General features: G+C 41.7%; 22 protein-coding genes and 1 riboswitch. Of the genes, 19 read left to right on the top strand and 3 right to left on the bottom strand.

Features of this window, described 5'->3' with window-relative positions; all coding sequences use genetic code 11:
• Positions 1 to 196 precede the first annotated feature (196 nt).
• Entirely contained in the window at positions 197 to 1015 is an 819-nt protein-coding gene (locus tag HLH18_RS01550) for an exodeoxyribonuclease III (protein WP_171545538.1), read from the bottom strand.
• A gap of 40 nt (positions 1016 to 1055) precedes the next feature.
• Between HLH18_RS01550 and pyrE the strand changes: the two genes are divergently transcribed.
• Together pyrE and HLH18_RS01540 are read left to right on the top strand one after the other, a co-directional pair.
• Entirely contained in the window at positions 1056 to 1706 is a 651-nt protein-coding gene (pyrE, locus tag HLH18_RS01545) for an orotate phosphoribosyltransferase (protein WP_171545537.1), read from the top strand.
• 921 nt (positions 1707 to 2627) lie between these two features.
• Positions 2628 to 3092 carry a MarR family winged helix-turn-helix transcriptional regulator gene (locus HLH18_RS01540; RefSeq protein WP_171545536.1) on the top strand — a complete coding sequence of 155 codons (465 nt, stop codon included), beginning with the start codon at positions 2628 to 2630 and terminating at the stop codon, positions 3090 to 3092.
• Between the two features lie 619 nt (positions 3093 to 3711).
• On the opposite strand, the gene HLH18_RS01535 is transcribed toward HLH18_RS01540, so the two are convergent.
• Complete coding sequence (locus tag HLH18_RS01535; RefSeq protein ID WP_131288351.1) at positions 3712 to 3906, bottom strand: DUF3565 domain-containing protein; 195 nt, start codon at positions 3904 to 3906, stop codon at positions 3712 to 3714.
• Positions 3907 to 4023: 117 nt separating this feature from the next.
• Between HLH18_RS01535 and gshB the strand changes: the two genes are divergently transcribed.
• The 9 genes from gshB (at position 4024) to lpxC (ending at position 14569) form a co-directional block, all read left to right on the top strand.
• The gene (gene gshB, locus HLH18_RS01530) at positions 4024 to 4965 is read left to right on the top strand and encodes a glutathione synthase (RefSeq protein ID WP_171545535.1); all 942 of its coding nucleotides are present in this window, start codon (positions 4024 to 4026) and stop codon (positions 4963 to 4965) included.
• Positions 4966 to 4979: 14 nt separating this feature from the next.
• The gene (locus HLH18_RS01525) at positions 4980 to 6101 is read left to right on the top strand and encodes a phytanoyl-CoA dioxygenase family protein (protein WP_171545534.1); all 1122 of its coding nucleotides are present in this window, start codon (positions 4980 to 4982) and stop codon (positions 6099 to 6101) included.
• A 350-nt stretch (positions 6102 to 6451) separates the two neighbouring features.
• The gene (murG, locus tag HLH18_RS01520; RefSeq protein WP_171545533.1) at positions 6452 to 7549 is read left to right on the top strand and encodes an undecaprenyldiphospho-muramoylpentapeptide beta-N-acetylglucosaminyltransferase; all 1098 of its coding nucleotides are present in this window, start codon (positions 6452 to 6454) and stop codon (positions 7547 to 7549) included.
• A gap of 13 nt (positions 7550 to 7562) precedes the next feature.
• Complete coding sequence (murC, locus tag HLH18_RS01515) at positions 7563 to 9011, top strand: UDP-N-acetylmuramate--L-alanine ligase (RefSeq protein WP_171545532.1); 1449 nt, start codon at positions 7563 to 7565, stop codon at positions 9009 to 9011.
• A 56-nt stretch (positions 9012 to 9067) separates the two neighbouring features.
• Positions 9068 to 9997 carry a D-alanine--D-alanine ligase gene (locus tag HLH18_RS01510; protein WP_171545531.1) on the top strand — a complete coding sequence of 310 codons (930 nt, stop codon included), beginning with the start codon at positions 9068 to 9070 and terminating at the stop codon, positions 9995 to 9997.
• Positions 9998 to 10000: 3 nt separating this feature from the next.
• Positions 10001 to 10855, top strand: a complete 855-nt coding sequence (locus HLH18_RS01505; RefSeq protein ID WP_171545530.1) for a cell division protein FtsQ/DivIB — start codon at positions 10001 to 10003, stop codon at positions 10853 to 10855.
• Between the two features lie 71 nt (positions 10856 to 10926).
• Positions 10927 to 12189 (top strand): cell division protein FtsA, encoded by a 1263-nt coding sequence (ftsA, locus tag HLH18_RS01500; RefSeq protein WP_131288333.1) that lies wholly within the window; start codon positions 10927 to 10929, stop codon positions 12187 to 12189.
• Between the two features lie 161 nt (positions 12190 to 12350).
• A complete protein-coding gene (ftsZ, locus tag HLH18_RS01495) occupies positions 12351 to 13544 on the top strand; it encodes a cell division protein FtsZ (protein WP_131288330.1) in 1194 nt (397 codons plus the stop codon).
• 122 nt (positions 13545 to 13666) lie between these two features.
• Complete coding sequence (gene lpxC, locus HLH18_RS01490; RefSeq protein ID WP_131288327.1) at positions 13667 to 14569, top strand: UDP-3-O-acyl-N-acetylglucosamine deacetylase; 903 nt, start codon at positions 13667 to 13669, stop codon at positions 14567 to 14569.
• Positions 14570 to 14666: 97 nt separating this feature from the next.
• Here lpxC and HLH18_RS01485 read toward each other — a convergent pair whose 3' ends face one another.
• On the bottom strand, positions 14667 to 15107 hold the full coding sequence (locus tag HLH18_RS01485; RefSeq protein ID WP_131271370.1) for a DUF721 domain-containing protein: 441 nt from the start codon (positions 15105 to 15107) through the stop codon (positions 14667 to 14669).
• Positions 15108 to 15214: 107 nt separating this feature from the next.
• On the opposite strand from HLH18_RS01485, the gene HLH18_RS01480 reads away from it, so the two are divergent.
• From HLH18_RS01480 to glmM, 8 genes are all read left to right on the top strand, one after another.
• The gene (locus HLH18_RS01480; RefSeq protein WP_171545529.1) at positions 15215 to 15898 is read left to right on the top strand and encodes a M23 family metallopeptidase; all 684 of its coding nucleotides are present in this window, start codon (positions 15215 to 15217) and stop codon (positions 15896 to 15898) included.
• A 349-nt stretch (positions 15899 to 16247) separates the two neighbouring features.
• On the top strand, positions 16248 to 18962 hold the full coding sequence (gene aceE, locus HLH18_RS01475; protein ID WP_171529090.1) for a pyruvate dehydrogenase (acetyl-transferring), homodimeric type: 2715 nt from the start codon (positions 16248 to 16250) through the stop codon (positions 18960 to 18962).
• A 2-nt stretch (positions 18963 to 18964) separates the two neighbouring features.
• Entirely contained in the window at positions 18965 to 20965 is a 2001-nt protein-coding gene (locus HLH18_RS01470; RefSeq protein WP_171545528.1) for a 2-oxo acid dehydrogenase subunit E2, read from the top strand.
• 190 nt (positions 20966 to 21155) lie between these two features.
• A riboswitch (yybP-ykoY riboswitch) is annotated at positions 21156 to 21296 on the top strand.
• 72 nt (positions 21297 to 21368) lie between these two features.
• Positions 21369 to 21944 (top strand): TMEM165/GDT1 family protein, encoded by a 576-nt coding sequence (locus HLH18_RS01465; protein WP_171529092.1) that lies wholly within the window; start codon positions 21369 to 21371, stop codon positions 21942 to 21944.
• A 182-nt stretch (positions 21945 to 22126) separates the two neighbouring features.
• Positions 22127 to 22924: an oxygen-binding di-iron domain-containing protein gene (locus tag HLH18_RS01460; RefSeq protein ID WP_171529093.1), complete on the top strand. Its 798-nt coding sequence runs from the start codon at positions 22127 to 22129 to the stop codon at positions 22922 to 22924.
• A gap of 96 nt (positions 22925 to 23020) precedes the next feature.
• Positions 23021 to 23386 (top strand): YkgJ family cysteine cluster protein, encoded by a 366-nt coding sequence (locus tag HLH18_RS01455; protein WP_171542328.1) that lies wholly within the window; start codon positions 23021 to 23023, stop codon positions 23384 to 23386.
• A gap of 177 nt (positions 23387 to 23563) precedes the next feature.
• Positions 23564 to 25030, top strand: a complete 1467-nt coding sequence (guaB, locus tag HLH18_RS01450; RefSeq protein ID WP_131288303.1) for an IMP dehydrogenase — start codon at positions 23564 to 23566, stop codon at positions 25028 to 25030.
• A 127-nt stretch (positions 25031 to 25157) separates the two neighbouring features.
• Positions 25158 to 26489: a phosphoglucosamine mutase gene (gene glmM, locus HLH18_RS01445; protein WP_171545527.1), complete on the top strand. Its 1332-nt coding sequence runs from the start codon at positions 25158 to 25160 to the stop codon at positions 26487 to 26489.
• Positions 26490 to 26493 lie beyond the last annotated feature (4 nt).

Here is a 26493-nt window from a genome sequence, read left to right as displayed (position 1 = left end):
AAAATAAGCGACTGAAGTCGTTTATTTTGTTTCATCCTACGGCGTCCTGTCCTTTCGTGTCATCCTGACTCATCCCTTTGCCGTGAAGCTATAATGCACTTAAAACGCGTCTATAAAAATACACAAACGCGTCAAGTGCTGTAGGTTTTTGGATGGTGTTGAGTGAACAATCGTTCACTCAAATAAGTCCTATTGATTAGATTTTATAATCAATAACCACTGGGGCATGGTCGCTGAACCAGGTTTCTTTATAGACCCAGGCATTGATGGTACGGTCTTTCCAGTCTGGAGAACAGGCTTGGTAATCAATTCGCCAACCGACATTTTTGGCACGGGCTTGTCCGCGGTTTGACCACCAAGAATAAAGTTCCGCTTCCTTACGCACTTCACGGAAAGTATCGACATAACCCAGATCATCATAAATATGATCGAGCCAAGCACGTTCATGCGGTAAACAGCCGGAAGATTTTTGATTTCCCGACCAGTTTTTAATATCAATGCGTTTATGCACAATGTTGTAATCACCGCAGACGATGACCGATTTATCTTCATCACGCCATTGTTTTAAAATGTCTTGATACTGATCTAAAAAGTGGTCTTTACGGGCTTGGGCTTCATCACCGGATGAACCTGAAGGTAAATAAAGGGAACAGATATGGACAGGTTTTTCCAAACCCAAGTCAAATTCAGCAGAAATAAAGCGCCCTTGAGAATCGGCTAATTCAAAACCCAAACCGTCAGTCACTGACACAAAAGGCAAGCGGCTATAAATGGCAGTACCGGCATAACCCGCGCGTTCAGCAGGGAACAGGTGGGTGTACCAACCTTCAGGTCTAAATTTTTCAGTCCACTGCACATGCGTGATCCGGCTTTCTTGCATGCAGATGACATCGGCATCTGACTGTTCCATCCATTCAAGTAAGCCCTTGGTCACTGATGAACGTAAGCCATTTACGTTAATTGAAACGACTCTTAGAATTTTTTGATCACTTGGATAGCTACTCTTTGGTATCATGCGCAAGTCTTACCTCTATTTATGAATTTTGGAGCACCTCATGACCTCGCCAGCTCAATTTAACCCTCAAGCTTTTATCGAACTAGCATTATCACGTGGTGTGCTTAAATTTGGTGAGTTTACTTTAAAATCGGGTCGTGTGAGTCCTTATTTTTTTAATGCGGGTTTGCTCAATGATGGTGAAGCTTTAACGTTATTGGCTTCAGGCTATGCGGATAAATTAACAACTTGCGATAATGTTGAAGTGATTTTTGGACCTGCGTATAAAGGTATTCCATTTGTTGCTGCGACTGCTGTGGCATTGTCACAAAATCATGGCGTGAGCGTACCTTGGGGCTTTAACCGTAAAGAAGCCAAAGACCATGGTGAAGGTGGCGTACTTGTTGGGGCTTCTGTTGAAGGTAAAAAAGTCTGGATCATTGATGATGTAATCACAGCGGGTACTGCGATTCGTGAAGTGGTCACTGTTCTTAAAAATGCCGGTGCGCAAATTGCAGGTGTGTTGGTTGCTTTAGACCGTCAAGAAAAAGGTCAAGGTAACTTGTCTGCAATTCAAGAAGTGCAAAAAGAACTTGAAATTCCAGTTCATGCACTCATTACCATGAAAGATTTGATGGACTTCTTGGATGCTAAAGGTGACAAAGACGCTTTAGCGAAAATGGAAGCTTACCGTATCAAATACGGCATCTGATGGTTAGATGATTAAGAAGGGAAGCTAAATGCTTCCTTTTTTATGATTTTAAGAAAGTGATCAATTATTAAAAAACTCAAATAAAAAAGTGGGTTAGATTTGGTTCAATATTGGGAAATATTCATGACATTATTAGCACTATTGTTTGAGGATATCCAAATTCAGTTTCTTTAGCGACCTTACAATTCACAAAATTTAAATAAAAATTTAGTAAACTAAAAAAACTGAAATAAAACTTGGAATGATGTAGTTAATTCTAGCCTGTATGCGAAGCAGTGTTTTAAACTCCAATAAAAAGGTCAACCTTCTTCAGAATAAATTAATTTCTATTTTAGATTTTTTGAATAAAAAACAGCTAAAAATTGCTGACTGTTAAAATTAATTATACAAAATGCATTTTGTTACCAGATAAAAATAGGTGACTTTTCATCTATTTTTTAATGGATATAATTTTATGCATTAAGAGTATGAAATTTTTATAAATAAAAAAACTATATTAAACAATATCTTATTTTAAATTTAAAGCCTCAAAAAAACCATTCAAACTTATCCGGATAAGTCAAAATGGATATAGATAAATGATTTTTATAAAAAATTAATGTTAATTGTGTCATATATTTGTTTATTCTAGCTAATAAATTGGTATTTTTTGTGATAGATCATTTAACCATTAAAGTGATTTAATTTGTTTACAAACCAACGGTAAACACAAAAAAGAGGACTTTATCTAGACGTTGATGCTCTCATTCTTTTTGCAAAACATACTCGGAGAAGTGAGTGAAGAGAAAGGAAGTTAACTTTAAAAGAGATTTAATCTCAAAATAAGCAATATAAGTTATGCAATAGATATAGCTGTTACTAAATAAAATTTATTTATTGAAAATAATTTTAATGACACCAATAGATTAAAGGGGCTGAGTCATGACAAAAAAGTACAACAAATTTTTATCTGCTGCCGCAGATTTTAATTTAGAAAATTCTCCATATTACTGGATCACTCAAGTGCATGCTCAATATATACAAAATGTTGATCATGCATTAAAAAAATATGGTTTAGATAATTCTCGTCGTCGTATTTTACTGGCTTTAAAATCTAAAAATAAAGCGAGCGTATCTGATCTATCAGAAATGGTGATTTCTAAAATGTCGACGACCACCAAAATCGTTTACCGTTTAAAAGATGAAGGCTTGGTGGATACCTTTTCTTGTGAAGATGATGGTCGAATTACCCGAGTTTTATTAACCGATAAAGGACAGCAAATGATCCAAAAGATTAATGACCTGAGTCATATCGTTCTGGAAAAATCTTTTGATGGTTTAACACCCTTACAAATTGAAAAAATGTTAGAAAATCTTAAGCATATTTTCAAAAACCTAGCCCATTAAACTAAATTGAATCAAAAAGAAATTTAGAATTGTTTGCTGATTTATTTTTATTTTAGAGGAATAGGTATAATCCAATTTGACGTCAGGAAAATAGGATATATTTGATATAACTCATCTTGGTCGTTATTGGGTAGATTTGGCATGAGAATTTTTTCTTACTAAGATTTAAAAAATACTCAGGAAAGAATATAAAAAGATCAGCCCTATAAAAATAAAAATGCTGATCCTTTATGTGTATGCCCTAATCAAATTTATGGAACACTAATTAGAGCTTAGCTAAGCTATATAAACAATCGATAAAAAATTCCATTGCTATGGTAGTTATTTTTTATATGAAATGTGTTAAATGCAGAGTCTAAAATATTAACTTATTCAAAAGCTTAATTTAGAATATTTTATCATAAATTTTTAATATTTTTTGGGTTTTCAAAGCATTTATCTTTCAAACTCTTTAGAAATCCTGCCGATAAGATTTGAAAATACGCTTTTTATTTAAAAGGTTACTATACTTCTGTATAAATAATTCATCTGGATCGATCATTTTCAGGCATTGCCGAATAAACTTACAGTACAAATGAGTCATAAATAACCCACTGAACCCTGATTGCTTATACAAATCCTACTCAATTTGTTCATCACACTTCTTACATTCCAACATCACGCCAAACTTCTCTTTCCGTCCTTGCTCCGTGATCACCCAAGGGCGGTTTTGCCAAGGTGGATTATGCCGGACATGCTGCGCATGACCACATGCTAGGTCTGCGACCCAATGACCTTCCTCATCCAAATGAAAACCAATAATTGCTTGTTGCATCAACTGCTCCTGAAACCGCTTTATACAATCATATAAAAGCTTTACCAAAATTGAGAAAAAAGAAAGATTAAACTCCGTTATACTTTTCCCAATTTAAAAATACATGAGCAGATTGATATGCGCGTACTTGTTGTGATGGATCCCATCGAAAATGTAAATCTGAAAAAAGATTCCTCTATGGCGATGCTTTGGGCAGCCAGCCGTCGTGGACATGAGTTGGGTTATGCATTACAGCAAGATTTATATATCGAACAAGGTAAAGCCTTCGGTTTGATTTCACCATTGCAAGTGTTTGAAGATTACAACCATTACTATGAATTGGGTGAGAAGAAAAAAGAATCGATTGCAGATTATGATGTGGTGCTGATGCGTAAAGACCCGCCATTCGATATGAACTTTGTCTATACCACTTATATTCTGGAACAGGCAGAGCGTGAAGGTGCGTGGATCATCAACAAACCGCAAAGCCTGCGTGACTGTAATGAAAAACTCTTTGCTACCCAGCTTCCTGAACTTCAGGTTCCGACTTTAGTCACTTCACAAGAAAGTTTGATTCGCGAGTTTCTGAAAGAACATGTGGATGTGATTGTAAAACCACTTGATGGTATGGGTGGTACAGGCATTTTCCGTTTATATCAAGATGGCATAAATATTGGATCTACCATTGAAATGCTGACCCATAATGGTACCCAACCAATTATGGCACAGCGTTATATCCCGGAAATTGTTGAGGGTGATAAACGCATTTTAATGATTAATGGCGAACCTGTACCTTACTGTTTGGCGCGTATTCCTCAAAATGGCGAAGTGCGTGGCAACTTGGCAGCAGGTGGTTTAGGTCAAGCACGTCCATTAAGTGAAAATGATAAAGCCATTGCTTCAAAAGTTGGACCTTTCTTACGTGAAAAAGGTCTGGTTTTTGTCGGTCTGGATGTGATTGGCAATTACGTGACAGAAATCAACGTCACTAGCCCAACCTGTATTCGTGAAATTGATGATCAATTTGGGACATCTATTGCGGATGATTTATTTGATGTTTTAGAAGCAGGTCAAAAATAGGTCGGGTTTGATCAATGAAAATAACTCTAAACAAGATCAAAAGTTTTTTTCAAGATGAGCGCACGCAAGTTGCGCTCAATGAAATTAAAACCTTAGTCAGAGAAAAACCAAATAAGTTGATGGTGGATGCTTTTACACTTTTTGGGGAAGCGAAATCTTTTGAATCCCACTCAATTATTGGAAATCCTGTATTTAATCAGTTGGGATTACATCGATTTCGGGTGCAAAAAGCAGCTCAATTCGCACAAAAGCGTAGGCAATATCTTGCCAAATTTATTGCTTTAGAAGATGTTGAACAATTCCAGCAGAATGGCTTTATCTTAAAAGAAAATTTTCTGTCAGATGCTGAATTTAATCAGTTAAAGCAGGAATTATTAGAGACGAAATTCGAAACACGGGAAACTTTGCAAGGTGATACCGTGACACGTCGAATGTCTCTAGATCATCAAGTGCTGAATCAACTTCCAGCAACAAAAACATTGCTACACAGTCATCAGTGGAAAAGTCTCATTAATTATGTGGGAAGTTCTAAGGTTCAGCCCATGTATTACGTGCAAGTGATTTTATCGCATGTACGTAAAGCTCGTCCCGATCCACAAACTAATTTACATAGTGATACTTTTCATCCCAGTGTAAAAGCCTGGCTGTTTTTAACGGATGTTGCTGAAGATGAGGGGCCTTTTGTCTATGTCCCCGGTTCACATCAGATTACAGAACAACGATTGAATTGGGAGCATGAAAAAGCGTTGTCCATCACTGAAAAGACCGATGCTATGACACGGCGTGGTTCTTTCCGGGTGAAAGCTGAAGAACTATTATCTATGGGATATGCTCAGCCCAAAGCATTTGCAGTTAAGGCAAACACCTTGGTTGTGGCAGATACCTATGGGTTTCATGCACGTGGTAAATCAGTGCATGAATCGAAGCGTATTGAGTTGTGGGCATATGCGCGCCGAAATCCTTTTTTGCCGTGGGTGGGTTTGAATCCCTTGTCTTTACCTTTACTGAATAAAAGGCTTGTCCCCTTGTATTGGAAAGGCCTGGATTTTTTAGAGGAAAAATATCAGCGTAATAATCCATGGAAAAAAGTGGGTAAACGATATGCGACGGAGCCTGCGGTAGTACAAACCAAATAACGGTAAAAGTTACAAGATGCTTTTGCGTTTATTTAATGGAATCATTACGAAATAAAAAAGAGTCTAATTGGGGACTCTTTTTTTTAGCGAAGCTTCTAGGGCGGGAGCGTATTAAATTTGATTAGCTAATCAAAAATAAGATCACAAAATTGGATAAAAAATGCATAAAATTGTATATTTTTCGTCGATTAATAATAAAACTAGTTTAAACTTTTAAATCCGTAGAAAAAAACAATGAAGCGCCTGTTGAAAAAAAGTAAATAACCTTTCACGGTTATGCGTTTGTGATTACAATTGATCACTTAAAATCGAATTTCGTTATCCATATTTTAGAATTGAAGAATTAGACTGTGACTGAAGCAACGCAAACAAAGCCCAAACATGTCATGATGATGGCCGCAGGTACTGGCGGGCATGTTTTTCCAGCACTCGCTGTTGCTAAAGAATTACAGCAACAAGGAGTACAGGTGTCTTGGCTTGCAACGCCAGCAGGCATGGAAAATCGTCTGTTAAAAAATCACAATATTCCAATTTATCAAATTGATATTCAAGGTGTACGTGGCAACGGTGTTGTGCGTAAATTATTGGCACCTTTAAAAATTTTAAAAGCAACATTAAGTGCTATGCGCTATATGAAGCAGCTCAAGATTGATGCTGTTGCAGGTTTTGGGGGTTATGTTGCAGGTCCGGGTGGTTTAGCTGCACGTGCGTTAGGTATTCCGGTCATTATCCATGAGCAAAATGCGATTGCAGGCTTTACCAATACCCAATTATCCCGTATTGCTAAAACGGTGTGTCAGGCTTTTCCGGATACTTTCGCCGAAAGTGCAAAAATTGTGACCACAGGCAATCCTGTGCGCAAAGAAATTACAGAAATTTTAAATCCGTCTTGGCGTTATCAGGAACGTGAAAAAGCGGCCAAGCCTTTACAGATTTTAATTGTCGGTGGCTCATTAGGTGCACAAGCATTGAATGAACGTGTGCCGGAAGCATTGAAACAACTTAATGTGCCGATGCAGGTATTCCATCAGTGTGGTCAAAACCATCAGGATGCAACGCAAGCACGTTATAGTGATGCACCTGCAACCTTGCAGGTTGAAGTTCAGCCGTTTATTGAAGATATGGCGAAAGCTTATTCAGATGCTGATTTAATTATTTGCCGCGCGGGCGCATTAACCGTCACTGAAATTGCAACTGCGGGTGTAGCTGCGGTTTTTGTTCCACTGCCAAGTGCCGTGGATGACCATCAAACCGCAAATGCCAAATTCCTTGCGGGTATTAATGCTGCGAAAATTTGTCCGCAAGCCAGCATGACACCAGAAAACTTAAAAGAATTGCTAACACCACTGATGAATCGCCAATTGCTGTCAGAAATGGCAGTCAAAGCACGTCAAAAAGCACAACCTGATGCAACCCAGCATGTGGTTCGTTTAATTCAAGAATTGTAAATTAGAGTTATATATGTCTCCATCTACTCCTGCTGAGCAAGCGAAAAAATTAATTAAAGTGCCTGAAATGCGCCGTATCAAACACATTCATTTTGTAGGGATTGGTGGTGCTGGTATGTGTGGCATCGCGGAAGTGCTCAAAAACCAAGGCTATAAAGTTTCTGGTTCTGACATCAAAGCGTCTAAAACGACTGCGCAACTTGAAGAAAACGGTATCAAAGTTTATATCGGTCATACGGCTGAAAATATTAAAGATGCCAATGTACTGGTCGTATCGACAGCAATTGATCCAGAAAACCCGGAAATCAAGGCTGCGATTGAAACCCGTATTCCGGTAGTTCGTCGTGCTGAAATGTTGGGTGAGTTGATGCGTTACCGTCACGGTATCGCAGTAGCAGGAACCCATGGCAAGACCACCACCACAAGTTTGATCACGTGTATGTTGGCGGAAGAAAACATGGATCCGACCTATGTGATCGGTGGTTTGCTGAATCGTACCGGTGTGAATGCTGCACTCGGTGCGAGCCGTTATATCGTGGCTGAAGCGGATGAATCTGATGCGACCTTCTTGCATTTGCATCCGATGGCGGCAGTTGTGACTAATATCGATGCCGATCATATGGACACTTATGGCGGTAGTTTCGATGTTCTTAAAGATACCTTCGTACAATTCTTACAAAAACTTCCATTCTATGGTTTGGCTGTAGTTTGTGGCGATGATGCCAATGTCCGTGAAATCATGCCGCGTATTGGCCGTCCACTTTTAACCTATGGTTTTAATGAAGATAATGACATCCGCGCGGTCGATGTTGATCAAGACGGTATGCGCACTCACTTTACCGTGCTGCGAAAAAATCGTGAACCACTTCGTGTCACTGTAAACCAGCCGGGTCTGCACAATGTACTCAATGCCTTGGCAGCGATTGTGATTGCAACCGATGAAGGTGTTTCTGATGGCGCAATTTGCCGTGCATTGGAAGGTTTTAGTGGGGTAGGTCGCCGCTTCCAGGTACAAGGTGAATTTGAACTTGATGGTGGTAATGTAAAACTGGTCGATGACTATGGTCACCATCCTAAAGAAGTGGAAGCAACGATTAAAGCTGCGCGTCAAAGCCATCCTGATCGTCGCTTGGTGATGATGTTCCAGCCACACCGCTTCACGCGTACCCGTGACTGCTTCGATGACTTCGTCGATGTATTGTCACAAGTCGATCAATTGTTATTGCTGGAAGTGTATCCTGCCGGTGAAAAACCGATTGTCGGCGCGGACAGCCGCAGCTTGGCGCGTAGCATTCGTTTACGTGGCGATGTTGAGCCAATTTTGGTTGATCCTGTGGAAGGCAATTTACAAAATGCGGTGCAAAAAGTGTTACAAGCGAATGACTTGTTATTAACGCAAGGCGCAGGTAATGTGGGGGCTATCTCGATTGAGCTTGCACAAAATAAATTGTATTTAAAATAATCACTTTGTGTGATTTTGAATTTGATTGTTCAGTTATAAAGTTTAAGGATATAAACGTGGCAAATGCTTCAGAATTCGGCAAAGTTGCCGTGTTGCTTGGTGGTAAATCGGCTGAGCGCGAGGTTTCTCTAGATAGTGGTAAAGCTGTACTTGAAGCATTGGTACGCTCGGGTGTAAATGCAGAAGCTTTTGACCCGCAAGAACGTAGCGTGACTGAACTGGTAGACTATGATCGTGCATTTATTGTTTTACACGGTCGTGGCGGAGAAGATGGTCAAATTCAAGGTGCATTGGAATGGTTGAATCTTCCATATACCGGTACCGGTGTACAAGGCTCGGCCATTGGTATGGATAAAGTCAAAACCAAGCAGGTCTGGCAAGGTTCAGAACTGCCCACTGCACCTTACCGTATTGTGACCAAAGATTCTGATTTAAATGCTGTTGTAGACAGTATCGGCTTGCCGTTCATTATCAAACCGGTACATGAAGGCTCAAGTATCGGTATGAGCAAAGTTGAACGTATTGAAGACTTTGCGCTAGCGATTGAAAAAGCCACTGAACATGATGCAGTGGTGATGGCTGAAAAATGGATTAGCGGCCGTGAGTTCACGATTGTAATTCTGAATGGTCAGGCGCTTCCTGTAATTCGTCTAGAGCCACCAAAAGATGTGGCTTTCTACGATTATGAAGCCAAATACAATCGTAACGATGTGCAGTACGGCATTCCTTGCGGTCTATCAGAAGATGATGAAAAACGTTTGCAAGCCTTATCTTTACGTGCTTTCCAAGCCGTTGGTGCAAGCGGTTGGGGGCGTATTGATGCGATGCAGGATGAACACGGCAACTTCTGGTTGTTAGAAGTGAACACTGTTCCAGGTATGACCAGTCATTCATTAGTACCTAAAGCTGCGAAAGCAGTAGGGTATAGCTTTGATGAGCTTTGCGTTGCCATTCTGGAACAAACATTGAACGGTGTGGCTCACTAAACTATGGCTCAACTTCCTGCTTCAATGCGCCGTAAACGAGCAGCAATCACATCAATACATGACAAGCCACCAACGCGTAAGGAAAAGCTTGCGAATGCCGGTGGCTGGTTATTATTGCTGGTTGCACTCATGGTATTGGCTGTAGGGGTCTATGGTTTATATACAGTCATGACCGATGCGCATGTCGCGGAACTCAATGTTGTGGGTACACGTTCAGACGCAGAAAATAGTCAGGTCATGAAGCATGTTACGCCAGCGGTAACAGCGAATTATTTTACCTCTGATTTAGAACAAATTCGAGATCAGGCGCTAGAGTTGTCTTGGGTCGATCGCGTGGTGGTCTCACGTGCATGGCCCAATTTAATTCGGGTACGGGTGATGCCGCGTCATGCCATTGCGCGTTGGGGAACTGGACGACTGTTGAGTGATAGTGGCGATATTTTTGCAGAAGTGATTCCGCAAAATAATCAAAAATTACCATTGCTGCATGGTCCGGCTTCTCAGTCCAAAATGATGATGCGTCGCTACAATGAAATTAATCAGTTATTCCTGCCGGTCAATGTTCGTTTAAAAGAATTATATTTAACAGAACGTATGACCTGGTTTATGCAGTTTGATTCGGGTTTACGTATTATTGTGGACCAAGATCAGACCATGAGTAAACTTCAACGCTTGAGTCGTCTGGCACAAAGTGATTTAAAACCAGTTTGGTCTAAAATTTCGTCAATTGACTTACGTTATCGAAATGGATTGGCGATACAATGGAAGAATTCAGCACCACCTAACATTGTAAATGGTCATTTTGTTGTAACGATTGATGACACAAGCATTGCAGATGCAAGAAAGGTAAAGCCATAATTGAGCGGCTTTATATAAAATAGAGGCTTATGGCCATAAATCAACCAAACACGTAATGGTAGTAGTAGATAATGAATGAAGCTGTTCCCTCGGTTGTTGCGATTGACATTGGGACACACAAAGTTTCAGTTTTGATTGGTAAGGTACATGCGCCAGACAATATCCAAGTGATTGGGATGGCAACAGCTCGTAACCGAGGCATGAATAAAGGGAAAATTGTAAGTCTCGATAAAGTCATTACTGCAATCAAAAATGCCGTACAAGAAGCAGAAGATATGGCTGAATGCCGGGTGCATTCCGCTTGGATTTCCATTCCAAGTGCAGAATTAAAAAGCTTTTATGCATCAGGTCGCACACCCATTGAAAATAGCGACCATACAATTACAACAAGTGAAGTTGTACGTGCCTTAGAGTTGGCTAAAGCCAGTCATTTGACCTCTGACCATTATTTGGTGAGTGCAGTGCCTTTAGGCTTTGAATTGGATGATTCGGCAGAATGGGTACAAAATCCGATTCGCATGTCTGCACATAGTATGATCGGGCATTATCAGTTGATGATGCTACCGATCAGTACCATGCAGAATCTGGATCGTGCGCTAAAAGGTGCCAATATTGGTGTCGAGAAAATGGTGGTATCTTGTTTGGCAACTGCTGAAGCAAGTCTGCTCAAAGATGAAAAAGAGTATGGTGCATGCTTGGTGGATATTGGTGCGGGTACGACCAATATCGCGGTCTATCTAGATGGTCGCCTGGCATTGACGCATACTTTGCAACGTGGTGGTGAGCATGTTACCCGTGATATTGCAGCAGTCTTGCAAACCACGACGGAAGAAGCGGAACGAATTAAGTTATTGTATGGTTGTGTTGACCTGAAAGTTGTGAAACCCGATCATATGATTCAATTCCAGGGCATTGATGGTCCGCAAACCATCAGTCGCATTGAATTGGCAGAAATTATTATTGCGCGTTATGAAGAAATTTTGACTCAAGTTCATCAAGAGTTACAACGCAACGGTGCAATTCATGGTTTATATCATGGTGTGGTACTAACAGGTGATGCAAGCCAAATCGAAGGAATGGTGAATCTGGCACGTCAGATGTTAGGGGTTTCAGCACATTTGGGAAATCCACCGGTACAGGTATATGCTGAAGAGCAAAATCAGGCGGCTTTGCGTCGTTCGCAATATGCAACAGCAGCAGGATTATTGATGTTTAGTCAAAGTGACACGCAAGATACTATTGTAGAATCTACGGATCCTGAAAAATTGTCTGTTTTTAAGCGAGTAGGTCGAGCATGGTCGGCATTAAATAATCAGTTAAAATCGATATTTTAAGTTGAATTTATTGGGAATATTGTTAGGAAGTTGTACGTCTAACGGCTTGGACTTGACAAGCGTGTAGTTGGGCAGCATCCTAAAACATAATTTTTTATTAAGATCAAGGCAGTATACGGGCTTAAGTGACTGCCAATTACGAATTAGGAAATCCAAAGGTCATGGCCTCATTTGAATTTTTAGAAGATGATCAAAACGATAGCAACGGTCAAGCCCGTTTCACTGTGTTTGGTGTAGGTGGTGCTGGTGGTAATGCTGTACAACATATGCTTGAGTCAGACATTCAGGGTGTAAAATTTGTTTGTGCCAATACGGACAAGCAAGCTTTAGACCGTATGAATGCCCAATTCAAAATCCAGTTAGGCGAGCAAAGCACGCGTGGTTTGGGTGCAGGGGCAAATCCTCAAGTGGGTCAAACTGCTGCTGAAGAAAGCCGTGAAATCATTCGCCAACACCTTGAAGGTACAGACATGGTGTTTGTGACTGCGGGTATGGGTGGTGGTACAGGTACCGGTGCTGCACCAGTTGTTGCTGAAATTGCTAAAGAAATGGGAATTTTGACAGTCGGTGTGGTGACTACGCCTTTCAACTTTGAAGGAAAACGTCGCCAACAATCAGCTGAAAAAGGCATTGAGGCTTTAGAAGCACATGTGGATTCTTTAATCATTATTCCTAACCAGCGTTTGCTTAAAGTATTCCGCGATATTTCAATGAAAGACGCGTACAAAAAAGCAGACGATGTATTGCTTAATGCAGTACGTAGTATCTTTGATCTTGTGGTTCGCCCAGGTCACATCAACCTTGACTTCGCCGATTTGAAAACTGCCATGAGTACTCGTGGTTATGCCATGATGGGTGTGGGTTCAGGTCGTGGTGAAACACGTGCACGTCAAGCTGCTGAACAAGCGATTCGTAGTCCATTGCTGGATAACGTAACTATCATGAATGCCAAAGGTATTTTGATTAACGTGACCGGTGGTGATGATGTGACTTTTGGTGAGATTGAAGAAATTACCGATGTCGTCAATCAAATTGTTGATTTGGATGAAGGTCAAGTATTCTACGGAACTGTATTTGATCCAGATGCACGCGATGAACTGAGTGTAACCGTGATTGCAACAGGTTTAACCCGTAATTCAGCAGATTCTGCTGATACGGTGAAACGTCCATCTGCACAGTCTGCAACTCGTCCTGCAAATAATCATGTTGCGCATGCTGTGGTTGAAGATGACGATGTTCCAGCAATTCAACGTCAACAAAATGAAGCCGGTACAACTGCTGCTCCAGCAGTGGGTACAGCACGTCCATCACCAATGAGCATTCAAGATTACTTGAAAAATCAGCAACGTAAATAAACTTTATTTTTAAAGTTTTAGTTGGTGTGTTTACAAAAGGTAGTAGCAATACTACCTTTTTGTTTTTTAACAATGGCTAAATATGCTAACGTATAGCGGTTTTATGAGCAGATGATAGAGAAATGTTGAAACAACGAACCCTAAAGCGTGTCGTGAAAGCGAGCGGTATCGGTCTTCATAGTGGGCAAAAAGTCTTGATTAACTTTGTGCCACACCATGTGGATGGGGGAATTGTATTTCGACGTATCGATTTAGATCCACCCGTGGATATTCAAGCCAATGCCATGCTGATTCAAGAAGCATTTATGTGCTCGAACTTGGTTCAGGAAAATGCCAAAGTCGGTACCATTGAACATGTCATGAGTGCGATTGCAGGGTTAGGTATTGATAACCTGATTATCGAAGTTTCTGCTTCAGAAGTACCGATTATGGATGGTAGTGCCGGCCCATTTATTTACTTGCTAATGCAAGGGGGGTTGGCTGAACAAAATGCGCCGAAAAAATTTATAAAAATTTTAAAACCGGTTGAAGCTTTGATTGATGATAAACGTGCTGTGTTCCGTCCGCACGAAGGCTTTCAACTTAACTTTACCATTGATTTTGATCACCCTGCATTTAAAAAAGAATACCAGTCTGCAACCATCGACTTTTCAACTGAAACGTTTGTTTATGAAGTCAGTGGAGCGCGAACTTTTGGTTTTATGAAAGATTTAGACTATCTGAAAGCCAATAATCTAGCGTTAGGTGCAAGCTTGGAAAATGCGATTGGAGTAGATGAAACAGGCGTGGTGAATGAGGAAGGACTTCGTTTCTCGGATGAGTTTGTACGCCACAAAATTTTAGACGCGGTAGGTGATTTATATTTACTGGGGCATCAAATTATTGCAAAGTTTGATGGCTATAAATCGGGGCATGCTTTAAATAATCAATTATTACGCAATGTTAAAAGCGATCCAACCAATTACGAAATTGTAACATTTGATGACGAAACGCAATGTCCAATTTCTTATGTAAGCGTGACATAAGTCATTGTCTTTTAATGCGAGTGTTATAGTATAACAAATGTGTTTGTTAAACAGTTCACAGAATTTTTGACTGATTTCAAAGACATCAAAGTGTTGGTTACTTTTTATTGCTTGCCAAACGTAGCATTGCTTGGCTAAGCTTAGGGTCGCTCACAAAGTCAGCAGCACCACGAATTAAATCTTGGGTATCTGGACTAAGGGATCTGGTCAGAGATTCAGGCTTGAGGGGTGTTTGGGTTTGAATTCTTAAACGAACTTGCAGTTTATGCAAATCTTTAAATTCAGACAATTGTAATAATTGGGCTATATATTGCTTTTGAAGATATGCCAGTTGACTAATCATAGCTTGATTTGCACCGGTAATTGTCAAAATGCCATTTTCATAACATACAACTTGCCATTGCTCTGGTTGGGGCAATAGCGGTTGAATAAGTTTTGTAAGTTTCTGCCATGCAGCAACTTGTGTAGAGAGAAACGTAAAGTTTCCTGTTTTTAAGTGTTTTCTTGTTTGTTGAAAGAGCTTTACCGGTTCAGACATACATTGTTCCTTCATATTTATGTCTTATCTTATGCGCTCCTTTCAGTAGATATCAAGGAAGAGATCACGCAAGGACATTGACTAAGAACAGTTAAAAGAGGTTTTTTATGCATACGCGACGTATTTTATTAGCGTTTTCATTGGCTGCATCTGCTGCATCTGTAGCTTTTGCTGATTTAGTAGAACTAAATTCTAACGACGTATCAACAGATCGTATTGAACAATTGACTCGTACTTTGGCTCAAGGGTCTTATGCAGAATCAAATGATATTGATCTTCCTGCTGAAACCAAAATGAGCGTTAAATTACGTGAAAAAACTGTTGAATTGAACAATGAATCGCTCGCCAAAAAATACGGTTCGAGCACCTCTAAAAGCTATTCTAACAATGCTTACTCTTGGTTGGTAGCTCATCCTCTTCCTGACATGAAACGCGTTAGCTCATCTTATGGTGGTCGTACCATGGGTGGACGTGCGGAAAACCATTCAGGTTTAGATATGTCTGCACCGAGTGGTACTGCTATTTATGCAACTGGCCCCGGTGTAGTGACCAAATCTGGTTGGGGCACTGGTTATGGTCAATATGTGGAAATTAACCACGGCAATGGCTACCTGACTCGCTATGCACATGCTTCCCGTCTGATTGCGCGTGTCGGTGATCGGGTGCAAGCCGGTGAGCATATTGCCAATGTAGGCTGTACTGGTCGTTGTACCGGTCCGCATTTACATTATGAAGTAGTCAAAGACGGTGAGCGTAAAAACCCTTCAGCATATTTAGCGATGTTGCCATAAGATTGAGTATGACAAATTTTTAAAACCCATTCTGTCGGTTTTAATTTAAAGAGTTGTAACGATCGTTTAAAGAGTTGTAACGATCGTTAAAGAGTGTGGTAATTCATTTAAAGAGTAGAGTAAAAAGCCACTATAGCTTTTAAGTCTTATATTATCACTGTACAGAATACTTGTTGTATAAAAAACCGCCTTTATTGGCGGTTTTTTGTTTTATTGCGTAAAGAATGGTCAATAGGTATTTATTATCTAAATAATAGTGCTATTCCGTATTCAGCTGTAGCAATAACTGAAGCCTTCTAAAGTATGGTACATATAGAGAATATAAATAGGCTCAAGGAATAGGTGGAATATGGCGTTTTATGGTGATACTGACGCGCAAGAAACCCAAGAATGGCAAGATGCTTTTGACTCGGTTTTACAACACATGGGAACGGAGCGAGCGGCATTTTTATTAGAAAAACTCTATCAACGCGCAATTGCTACTCATGTTCCCATTCAGCGTCTAAATACTCCTTATCTCAATACCATTTCGGTTGAAGAAACTCCGGCAATGCCGGGTGACCAAGACATGGAACGCCGTATCCGTGCATTGATTCGCTGGAATGCTTTGGCGATGGTGTTACGTGCCAATAAAACCGGTGATGATCTGGGTGGTCACTTGGCAAGTTTTGCATCGTCTGCAACCTTGTATGATGTCGGTTTTAATCACTTCTTCCGTGCCAATAGCGACCACTTTGGTGGCGACATGATTTATTACCAAGGACATTGTGCCCCTGGTATTTATGCACGTTCATTCCTTGAAGGTCGTTTGACTGAAGATCAACTGAATAATTTCCGCCGTGAAGTGGGTGGCAATGGTTTGCCAAGTTACCCGCATCCGTACTTGATGCCGGACTATTGGCAGTTCCCGACCGTATCCATGGGTCTAGGTCCAATCATGTCGATCTATCAGGCGCATATTCAAAAATACCTGATGAACCGCAGCCTGATTAAAGAAGAAGACCGTAAAGTCTGGGCTTATCTCGGTGATGGTGAGATGGATGAGCCCGAAAGTACAGGTGCGATTTCACTTGCTGGTCGTGAAAAGCTGGATAACCTGGTATGGGTTGTGAACTGTAACTTACAACGTCTTGATGGTCCGGTACGTGGTAACGGTAAAATTATTCAGGAACTTGAATCTTTATTCCGTGGTGCCGGCTGGCGCGTAATTAAAGTCGTGTGGGGTCGTCATTGGGATCCATTACTTGCCAAAGATGAATCAGGCGCATTAAAAGCCGTGATGGAAGAAGCGGTCGATGGTGATTATCAGCGTTATCAGGTGAAAGGTGGTGCATATACTCGTGCTCACTTCTTTGGCAAATATCCGGAAGCTGAAGAGCTGGTGAAAAACTTAAGCGATGAAGATATTGATAATCTAAACCGCGGTGGTCACGATCCATACAAAGTCTATGCTGCGTATGCTGAAGCGATGAAATCGACAGGTCAACCCACAGTCATCTTAGCCAAGACTGTAAAAGGTTATGGTTTGTCTGAAGAAATTGAAGCGGTCAATAAAACCCACCAAATCAAGAAAATGCAGCTTGAATCACTCAAGTATGTACGTAACCGTTTCAACTTGCCATTTACCGATGAGCAGCTTGAAGAAGTGCCATTCTATCGTCCAAGTGAAAACTCGCCTGAAATTAAATACATGAAGGCGCGTCGCGAAGCATTGGGTGGTTATCTGCCTGCACGTCGTAAAGACAGTGAAGTTTTGGCAATTCCAGAACTTTCAGTGTTTGATGCTGTACTCAAAGGTTCAAATGGCAAACAGCAATCAACCACGATGGTCATGGTTCGCTTAATTTCAGCACTACTGAAAGAAAAAGCAATTAAAGACCGCGTTGTTCCGATTGTACCGGATGAAGCACGTACCTTTGGTTTAGAAGGTATGTTCCGTCAGTTGGGTATTTATGCCGCACATGGTCAGAAATACACGCCTGAAGATCAGGAACAGCTGATGAACTATCGTGAAGCCAAAGATGGTCACATGTTGCAAGAAGGGATTAACGAAGCCGGTGCGATGAGTGCATGGGCGGCGTTAGGCACCAGTTATTCAACCAATAACCTGCCAATGATTCCAATGTACATGTACTACTCGATGTTCGGTTTTCAGCGTATTGGTGACATCGCATGGGCAGCCGGTGATGCGCAGGCACAAGGTTTCTTGCTGGGTGCAACCGCGGGTCGTACTACATTGAACGGTGAAGGTTTGCAGCATCAGGATGGTCATTCGCACATTCTGGCCAACACCATTCCGAACTGTGTGTCTTATGATCCATGTTTCGGTTATGAACTTGCGGTCATCGTACACGATGGCTTACAACGCATGTATGTCAATCAGGAACGCGTCTTCTATTACCTGACCGTCATGAACGAAAATTATGAGCATCCTGAAATGCCGCAAGGCGTGGAAGAAGGCATCAAGCGTGGTATGTATCTGCTTGAGCAAGATGACAAAGCCACTGTCCAGCTGATGGGTTCAGGTGTGATTCTTCGTGAAGTGATTAAAGCGGCGAAAATCTTGCGTGATGAATACCAGATTCACTCGAACGTGTGGAGTGTGACCAGCTTTAACGAGTTGGCACGTGATGGTATGGCATGTGAAGAATACAACCGCCTGCATCCACTTGCAGAAGACACCAAAGAATCTTGGGTGTCACAACAATTGCGTGAAACTGACGGTATCGTGGTTTCTGCAACCGATCATATGCGTGCATACAGCGAACAGATTCGTGCCTATCTTCCAGACAACCGTCCATTTGTAGCTTTGGGTACCGATGGTTACGGCCGTTCAGATACCCGTGGCAATTTGCGTAGTTACTTCGGTGTGGATGCCGCGCACATTGTGGTTGCGACATTGAAAAAATTAGCCGATGAAGGCGAAGTTGATGCACGTTTAGTCAAAGATGCGATTTCAAGCTTTGAGCTAGATACTGATCGTCCTGTCGCTTGGGCCCCTCAAGCACATCCTGAAGTTCAGGCAGTTGCAGACTACAAAGAACAATCAGGTGAGGAGAACTAAGCATGCAAATCAAAACACCTGATATTGGGGTAGATAAAGCCACCGTTGCAGAAATTTTAGTCAAAGTGGGCGATACCGTTGCTGTTGATGATAGTTTGGTCTTGCTGGAATCGGACAAAGCCTCTGTTGAAGTGCCTAGCACTTCGGCAGGTGTGGTGAAAAGCATTCTGGTTAATCAGGGCGATGAGGTCACTGAAGGTGTAGCCTTAATCGAGCTTGAATCAGAAGATGCATCCAATGCAGCAACTGAAATTCAACAGGCGGATGCTTCACAAAAGACCTCGGAAAATACTCCGACTTCACTGCCTGATCAAGAAATTATGCAGGAATTGGCATCGCATCAGCCGAGCGCTTCCCAGGCATCTACATCGAGCAGCATTGTTGAAGTACAAGTCCCTGACATTGGCGTTGAAAAAGCGCTGGTAGGCGAAATTTTGGTACAAGTAGGCGATGTTCTGGACGTTGATCAAAGCATTGTCGTGGTTGAATCAGACAAAGCCACGGTTGAAGTACCAAGTTCAGTTTCAGGTATCGTGGAAAGCATTGAAGTTCATGAAGGCGACACCGTAAAAGAAGGTGTGGTACTGATTAAAGTGAAAGTTGCTGCTGCGACTCAAGCAAAAACTGCTGTTGAAGCTCCAAAAGCAGAAACTGTACAAGCTGCCGTAGCGAAATCTGAACCTATGGCAGAAACTGTTCCGGCTCAAAGCGGTGCAATTGAAATTACCGTGCCTGATCTGGGTGTGGACAAAGCTACCGTTGCTGAAATTTTAGTGAAAGTCGGTGACACGGTTGAAGCAGATCAAAGCATTATTGTGGTTGAATCTGATAAAGCCACTGTGGAAGTGCCAAGTTCAACGGCCGGTGTGATTAAAGCCATCCACGTTGAATTGGGCCAAAGCGTCAGCCAAGGCGTGGCTTTGGTAACCATTGAAGGCCAAGTCAAGGCTGCCGCTCAAGCCGCATCTGCACCTGCTGCAAAAGCAGAAGCTAAACCGGAAGCTGCCCCTGCTAAATCAGCGCCAGTGGAAGCACAAGCTCCAGTCATTGCATCAGGTTCTGATAAGCTGACCAAAGAGCAAAGTGCGGCAAATGCCAAAGTCTACGCCGGTCCTGCGGTACGTAAACTGGCACGTGAATTGGGTGTGGTGTTGTCACAAGTGAAAGCGTCTGGTGCGCATGATCGCTTGATGAAAGAAGATGTGTTTGCTTATGTGAAAACACGTTTAACAACACCTCAAGCAGCGCCTGTTGCACAGGCTGTAGCACAAGTTTCTGGCTTGCCAAAACTTCCTGATTTTAGTGCTTTTGGCGGTACTGAAGAAAAAGCCATGACACGTTTGCAACAGGTTTCTGTTCCGCAATTGTCATTGAATAACTTCATTCCTCAAGTCACGCAGTTTGATGCAGCCGATATTACCGAGCTTGAAGCTTGGCGTGGCGAGTTGAAAGGCAACTTTAAGAAAGAGGGCATTAGCCTGACCATTTTGGCTTTCATTGCCAAAGCCTTGGCGCATCTTTTAAAAGAAGAACCTTATTTTGCAGGTCATTTGGCTGATGATCAGAAATCAGTATTGCTGCGCAATGAAATCCATATGGGGATTGCAGTGGCAACGCCGGATGGTTTGACTGTACCTGTATTGCGTAACCCAGACCAAAAATCAATCAAGCAAATTGCGATTGAATTGGGTGAGTTAAGTAAAAAAGCGCGTGAGAAAAAATTATCACCGAAAGATTTACAGGGTGCGAACTTTACCATTACCAGCTTGGGTTCAATTGGCGGTACCGCATTTACCCCATTGGTAAACTGGCCTCAAGTGGCGATTTTGGGTATTTCACCTGCAACCATGCAACCGGTATGGAATGGTGAAGGTTTTGATCCGCGTCTGATGTTGCCATTGTCATTGTCTTATGACCATCGTGTGATTAATGGTGCTGATGCTGCCCGTTTCACCCATAAATTGACCAAACTTTTAGCTGATATTCGTACTTTGTTGCTCTAATCGGGTCATCAATTTCGAATTGATATAAACTCTGCTTCGGCAGGGTTTTTTTATGGTCACGGATAATGAAGATGTCGGGAACATATGGCTCATCTAATCCTCATCGTTTAATTTTTTTTATTTTTAATCTAGATCCTAAAAGCCAGGCAGTAAATTGATTTGATAAAAAATTGCTTTGCGATTAAAATTACCCCACTTCATTGGGGAGTAGCCGCTTTTTACGCAATGTAAAAAGGTGATGGTCAACATAATTGTTCAACAGAACATGGTCATCATAGCAAAGAACCAAATCAGCTTTTTTAAGCTTCTTTTGTTGGCAAGACCTTTGATTTATCACTCCGCAGATTTTGGCTAGCAGGAGCGATAAGTCATAGGCAAATTTTGCTAGCCAGAGAAAGATCACATGCATGAACTGCTTATCTCTACCGCTATTGTTGCCCTCGCTGAAATGGGTGACAAGACTCAGTTATTAGCCTTGTTACTGGCTGCCCGTTTTCGAAAACCTGTTCCTATTCTACTTGCCATTTTACTGGCGACCTTGTTGAACCATGGTATATCGGCTGTGCTTGGTCAGTGGATTACCACCGTCCTTAACCCTGATGTATTGCTATGGATTGTATCGGTTGGCTTTATTGCTATGGCACTCTGGATGCTGGTTCCAGACGAACTTGAAGATGAAACCGACAATATTAATAAATGGCAAAAATATGGCGTGTTTGGTGCAACCTTTGTGCTGTTCTTCCTGGCTGAAATAGGCGACAAGACCCAGGTGGCAACCGTTGCTCTGGCTGCGCGTTTTGACAGTGTATTCTGGGTGATGCTAGGAACGACAATTGGGATGATGATTGCCAATGCACCGGCAGTCTTTGTCGGAAATAAGCTGGCTGATAAATTGCCAATTCCACTGATTCATAAGATTGGTGCGAGCATTTTCTTGATTATTGGTGTTGCCACCTTGGTGCAACATTATTTCTTCTAAAGTTGAATCGTAGTGAAAAAAATCCTGGCATTTTAGTCGGGATTTTTTATTGCAAAACGTATCACAATTTACTGATAAATCTGACAATATTTCAATGTATGTTTGTTGTAAACCGCCATGATTCCCTATATGTTGTATGGCATAAAAATGCACTTTTACAACGATATTTTGGGGAATGGGTTATGGCATTTGATCGCACTACATCACAAGTGTTATTTGATAATGGCACACATAAATGTATTAGTTTTACCAGTCTGGTCAAAGGTGAAGGGGTACAAGCCAACCAATTTCTGATTTTAGATAATGAACGTGCCGCAGTGCTGGATCCAGGCGGTGATTTAACCTATGTCCCACTGACCATGGAACTGAATAAATATACCCGCCTGACCAATCTTGATTATGTGATGGCTTCTCATCAAGACCCCGATATTATTACCTCAATGCCGCGCTGGTTGGTGTATACCGAAGCCAAAGTGGTCGCGTCTAAACTCTGGGCACGTTTCTTACCGCATTTGAACTCGGCATTTATGAGTGATCGAATGAAAGGTGGATGGTTGGAACGCTTGATTGAGTTGCCAGACCACGGTGGAGTCATTCCTTTGGGCGAATCACGTATTATTGTTGTTCCTGCTCATTTCCTGCATTCTGTTGGCAACTTCCAGTTTTATGATCCGATTGCAAAAATTTTATTTTCAGGTGATATGGGCGCATCGATGGTTGATGATGCTTCTAAGCCATTGGAAAATTTTGCAGCGCATATTCCCAAGATGAAAAGCTTTCATCAACGCTATATGTGTTCAAATAAAGTGATTCGTCTTTGGGTGAATATGGTTCGTACTATGGATATTGAAATGATCGTGCCACAGCACGGTACGCCATTCATGGGTAAAGAGCAGATTAACCAGTTCCTGGATTGGATTGAAACTTTACAGTGTGGTACAGACTTGATGGATGAAACGGTATTTACCTGTCCAGAATAATATCTCTGCTGTTCACTGATTTTTCTTGCGTATAAAAGCAACATTTTTTAAAATTTCTCGCTAAAAATTAAACCTTTGATGACGAGAATTTAAGAAATGTTGTCTCAAGTCGCTACGCAGGATGCGTGTTTGAGTTGTGGAGCATGTTGTGCTCATTTCCGGGTTTCATTCTATTGGGCGGAAGGCATTCCCATGCCCGAGCAGTATACTGAACCGCTCACTGCGGTATATTCATGTATGCAAGGCACCAATCAGGCACAGCCTTATTGTGTAGCGCTCGAGGGGAAAATTGGTGAACAGGTCAGTTGTGCAATTTATACAGTGCGCAGTTCTAGTTGCAAAGAAGTGCAAATCGCCGATGAGCAATGTAATAAAGCTCGCCGTGCTTACAATATGATTCCATTTATACCCATCGAAACAGCAGAACCGATCAATGATGATGATTTTGATCAGGTCGTTTAATAGTAGATAAAATTAAACCTTAAACATCATAATGTATCAAAGCTACTGTTTTTGAACAAAAAAACATCGCAAATCTTCAGCAATGCAAATTTATTTTGCATTGCTGTTTGAAATTAACATGAATAAAACTGTTTTTTTTGTTTATAATGGCGCACGGAAATTACCAGTGAGACTGTTATGTTGACCATCGTTCAAGAAGCGCTAACCTTCGATGATGTCTTATTACTCCCTGCCTACTCAACTGTTCTCCCAAAAGATGTCTCCTTAAAGACACGCCTTACTCGTGGCATTAATTTGAATATTCCCCTTGTTTCAGCCGCAATGGATACTGTGACAGAATCACGTATGGCAATTGCGATGGCGCAAAACGGTGGTATCGGCATCCTGCATAAAAACATGGATATTTCTGCTCAAGCAGCTGAAGTACGTCGTGTGAAAAAATTCGAAGCAGGGATGGTGAAAGATCCTATCACTGTGACTCCAGAAACAACGGTTCGTGAATTGATTGCGATTACTCAAGCCAACAATATCAGCGGTGTACCTGTTGTTAAAGATGGCAAAGTTGTCGGGATCGTGACGGGTCGTGATACGCGTTTCGTAACCAATTTAGAGCAGCCAGTTAGCAACATCATGACTGGTCAAGACCGCTTGGTGACTGTTCGTGAAAACGAATCTAAAGAAAATATCCAAGCCTTATTACAAAAAAACCGTATTGAAAAAGTATTGGTTGTTGGTGATAACAACGAATTAAAAGGCTTAATTACGGTCACTGATTTCCGTAAAGCAGAGCTTTATCCAAATAGCTGTAAAGATGACCTTGGTCGTTTACGTGTTGGTGCGGCAGTGGGTACAGGTATAGAAACTCCTGCACGTGTTGAAGCATTGGTTGAAGCAGGTGTGGATGCGATTGTGGTGGATACTGCACACGGTCACTCTGCAGGTGTAATTGAACGTGTTCGTTGGGTTAAAGCCAACTATCCGCAAGTTCAAGTGATTGGCGGTAATATCGCAACGGGTGATGCTGCATTGGCTTTACTTGATGCAGGTGCGGATGCGGTTAAAGTTGGTATTGGTCCTGGTTCAATCTGTACTACGCGTATTGTCGCGGGTATTGGTATGCCGCAAATCTCTGCCATTGACAGCGTTGCCAATGCATTGAAAGAACAGATTCCTTTGATTGCTGACGGTGGTATTCGCTTCTCTGGCGATATGGCAAAAGCCATTGGTGCAGGTGCGAGCACGATCATGGTTGGTTCACTGCTTGCAGGTACTGAAGAAGCACCTGGTGAAGTTGAATTCTTCCAGGGTCGTTACTACAAAGCATACCGCGGTATGGGTTCATTGGGTGCAATGGCGGGTGCGACAGGTTCTGCAGACCGTTATTTCCAGGACTCTAAAGCGGGTGCTGAAAAATTAGTACCAGAAGGCATTGAAGGTCGCGTACCTTACAAAGGTCCTATGGGCAATATCGTGCACCAAATGATGGGCGGTTTACGTTCATCTATGGGCTACACGGGTTCTGCAGTGATTGAAGATCTTCGTCAAAATGCGAAGTTCGTAAAAATCACTTCAGCCGGTATGTCTGAATCACATGTGCATGATGTGACTATTACTAAAGAAGCGCCAAACTACCGTGTTGGTTGATTTTTAGTAATCCAAGCCATGAAAAGGCCGTCATTTATATGACGGCCTTTTTGATTTTGGTGTAAAGTATTTACAGCAAAATGGGATGCTCAATGTCCCCCATAAATGTATAAAAAGTGAGTAAAAAATGAGTTATTTCGGAACAGATGGTATTCGTGGAAAGTTTGGGGAGCTTCCAATTACACCTGAATTTGCACTTAAGCTAGGCTTTGCAGCAGGTAAAGTTTTAAAACAAATGAGCAATAAGAAAAAACCCATCGTTGTTATGGGTAAAGATACCCGTTTATCTGGCTATATTTTAGAATCCGCTCTACAAGCCGGTTTAAATGCTGCCGGTGTTTATGTTCATTTATTGGGTCCATTACCAACCCCTGCTATTGCACATTTAACTCGTGCAATGCATGCCAGTTTAGGCATTGTCATTTCAGCTTCGCATAACCCTTATTTTGATAACGGGATTAAGTTCTTCTCAAGTGAAGGTAAGAAACTTCCAGATGAAATTCAAGACGCAATTAATCAAGAACTTGAAAAAGAATTGAAAATTGAAGATACCGCAAACCTGGGTAAAAGCGTGCGTGTCAAAGATGCCAACGGTCGTTATATTGAGTTTTGTAAATCAACATTCCCTTACCATTTTGACTTAAGTAATTTAAAGATTGTGGTGGACTGTGCCAATGGTGCAGCTTATAACGTGGGTCCTTCGGTATTTAAGGAATTGGGTGCAACTGTTGTTGCGCTTCACAATGAACCGAATGGTTTAAACATCAATGAAAATTGTGGTTCAACCCATCCGGAAAACCTGCAAAAGGCAGTAGTTGAACATCAGGCAGATTTAGGTATTGCCTTTGATGGTGATGCAGACCGGGTGATTTTGGTGGACAAGCACGGCGAACAGGTCACCGGCGACCATATCCTGTATATTCTAGCGACACAAGCGAACCATAAACCTGCAGGGATTGTCGGAACCGTAATGAGCAATATGGCGCTTGAATTGGCTTTAGAAAAAGCGCAAGTTCCATTTGTACGTGCCAGTGTAGGTGACCGTTATGTATTGCAAGCATTGGATGAAAATGGCTGGGTGATTGGCGGTGAACCCTCAGGGCATATTCTGACCCTAGACAAGAGCACGACAGGCGATGCGATTATTGCAGCCTTGCAAGTGTTGACTGTCATGGTTGAACAGAAAAAAGCCCTCCATGAATTGGTTGCAGATTTCCATTTATTGCCCAATGTACTGGTGAATGTGCGTTTAGATGCAATGTTTGATCCCTATGCTGTACCTGCACTGGTGACTGAATTTGAAAAAGCTGAACAACAACTCAAAGGTCGGGGTCGTTTACTGATTCGTAAATCAGGAACTGAACCGGTCATTCGTGTGATGGTGGAAGGTGATGATCTTCAGGAAGTGACCGATTTAGCCAATCATCTTGCAAACACTGTACGTTCCAATGCAATTTAAGGTA

This window comes from Acinetobacter sp. ANC 5414 (genome assembly GCF_013004295.1).
GTDB lineage: Bacteria > Pseudomonadota > Gammaproteobacteria > Pseudomonadales > Moraxellaceae > Acinetobacter.
The sequence above is the reverse complement of the archived record's forward strand: the minus strand, read 5'-3'. Positions and strand labels throughout refer to the sequence as shown.

Excerpts from the sequence above, each read along its gene's own strand:
- ftsA (WP_131288333.1), top strand. The coding sequence starts at position 10,927 with ATGAATGAAGCTGTTCCCTCGGTTGTTGCGATTGACATTGGGACACAC.
- aceE (WP_171529090.1), top strand. The coding sequence starts at position 16,248 with ATGGCGTTTTATGGTGATACTGACGCGCAAGAAACCCAAGAATGGCAA.
- guaB (WP_131288303.1), top strand. The coding sequence starts at position 23,564 with ATGTTGACCATCGTTCAAGAAGCGCTAACCTTCGATGATGTCTTATTA.
- HLH18_RS01540 (WP_171545536.1), top strand. The coding sequence starts at position 2,628 with ATGACAAAAAAGTACAACAAATTTTTATCTGCTGCCGCAGATTTTAAT.
- HLH18_RS01465 (WP_171529092.1), top strand. The coding sequence starts at position 21,369 with ATGCATGAACTGCTTATCTCTACCGCTATTGTTGCCCTCGCTGAAATG.
- HLH18_RS01470 (WP_171545528.1), top strand. The coding sequence starts at position 18,965 with ATGCAAATCAAAACACCTGATATTGGGGTAGATAAAGCCACCGTTGCA.
- HLH18_RS01505 (WP_171545530.1), top strand. The coding sequence starts at position 10,001 with ATGGCTCAACTTCCTGCTTCAATGCGCCGTAAACGAGCAGCAATCACA.
- HLH18_RS01460 (WP_171529093.1), top strand. The coding sequence starts at position 22,127 with ATGGCATTTGATCGCACTACATCACAAGTGTTATTTGATAATGGCACA.
- HLH18_RS01525 (WP_171545534.1), top strand. The coding sequence starts at position 4,980 with ATGAAAATAACTCTAAACAAGATCAAAAGTTTTTTTCAAGATGAGCGC.
- pyrE (WP_171545537.1), top strand. The coding sequence starts at position 1,056 with ATGACCTCGCCAGCTCAATTTAACCCTCAAGCTTTTATCGAACTAGCA.
- HLH18_RS01480 (WP_171545529.1), top strand. The coding sequence starts at position 15,215 with ATGCATACGCGACGTATTTTATTAGCGTTTTCATTGGCTGCATCTGCT.
- lpxC (WP_131288327.1), top strand. The coding sequence starts at position 13,667 with ATGTTGAAACAACGAACCCTAAAGCGTGTCGTGAAAGCGAGCGGTATC.
- HLH18_RS01485 (WP_131271370.1), bottom strand. The coding sequence starts at position 15,107 with ATGTCTGAACCGGTAAAGCTCTTTCAACAAACAAGAAAACACTTAAAA.
- murC (WP_171545532.1), top strand. The coding sequence starts at position 7,563 with ATGTCTCCATCTACTCCTGCTGAGCAAGCGAAAAAATTAATTAAAGTG.
- gshB (WP_171545535.1), top strand. The coding sequence starts at position 4,024 with ATGCGCGTACTTGTTGTGATGGATCCCATCGAAAATGTAAATCTGAAA.
- HLH18_RS01550 (WP_171545538.1), bottom strand. The coding sequence starts at position 1,015 with ATGATACCAAAGAGTAGCTATCCAAGTGATCAAAAAATTCTAAGAGTC.
- HLH18_RS01535 (WP_131288351.1), bottom strand. The coding sequence starts at position 3,906 with ATGCAACAAGCAATTATTGGTTTTCATTTGGATGAGGAAGGTCATTGG.
- ftsZ (WP_131288330.1), top strand. The coding sequence starts at position 12,351 with ATGGCCTCATTTGAATTTTTAGAAGATGATCAAAACGATAGCAACGGT.
- HLH18_RS01455 (WP_171542328.1), top strand. The coding sequence starts at position 23,021 with ATGTTGTCTCAAGTCGCTACGCAGGATGCGTGTTTGAGTTGTGGAGCA.
- glmM (WP_171545527.1), top strand. The coding sequence starts at position 25,158 with ATGAGTTATTTCGGAACAGATGGTATTCGTGGAAAGTTTGGGGAGCTT.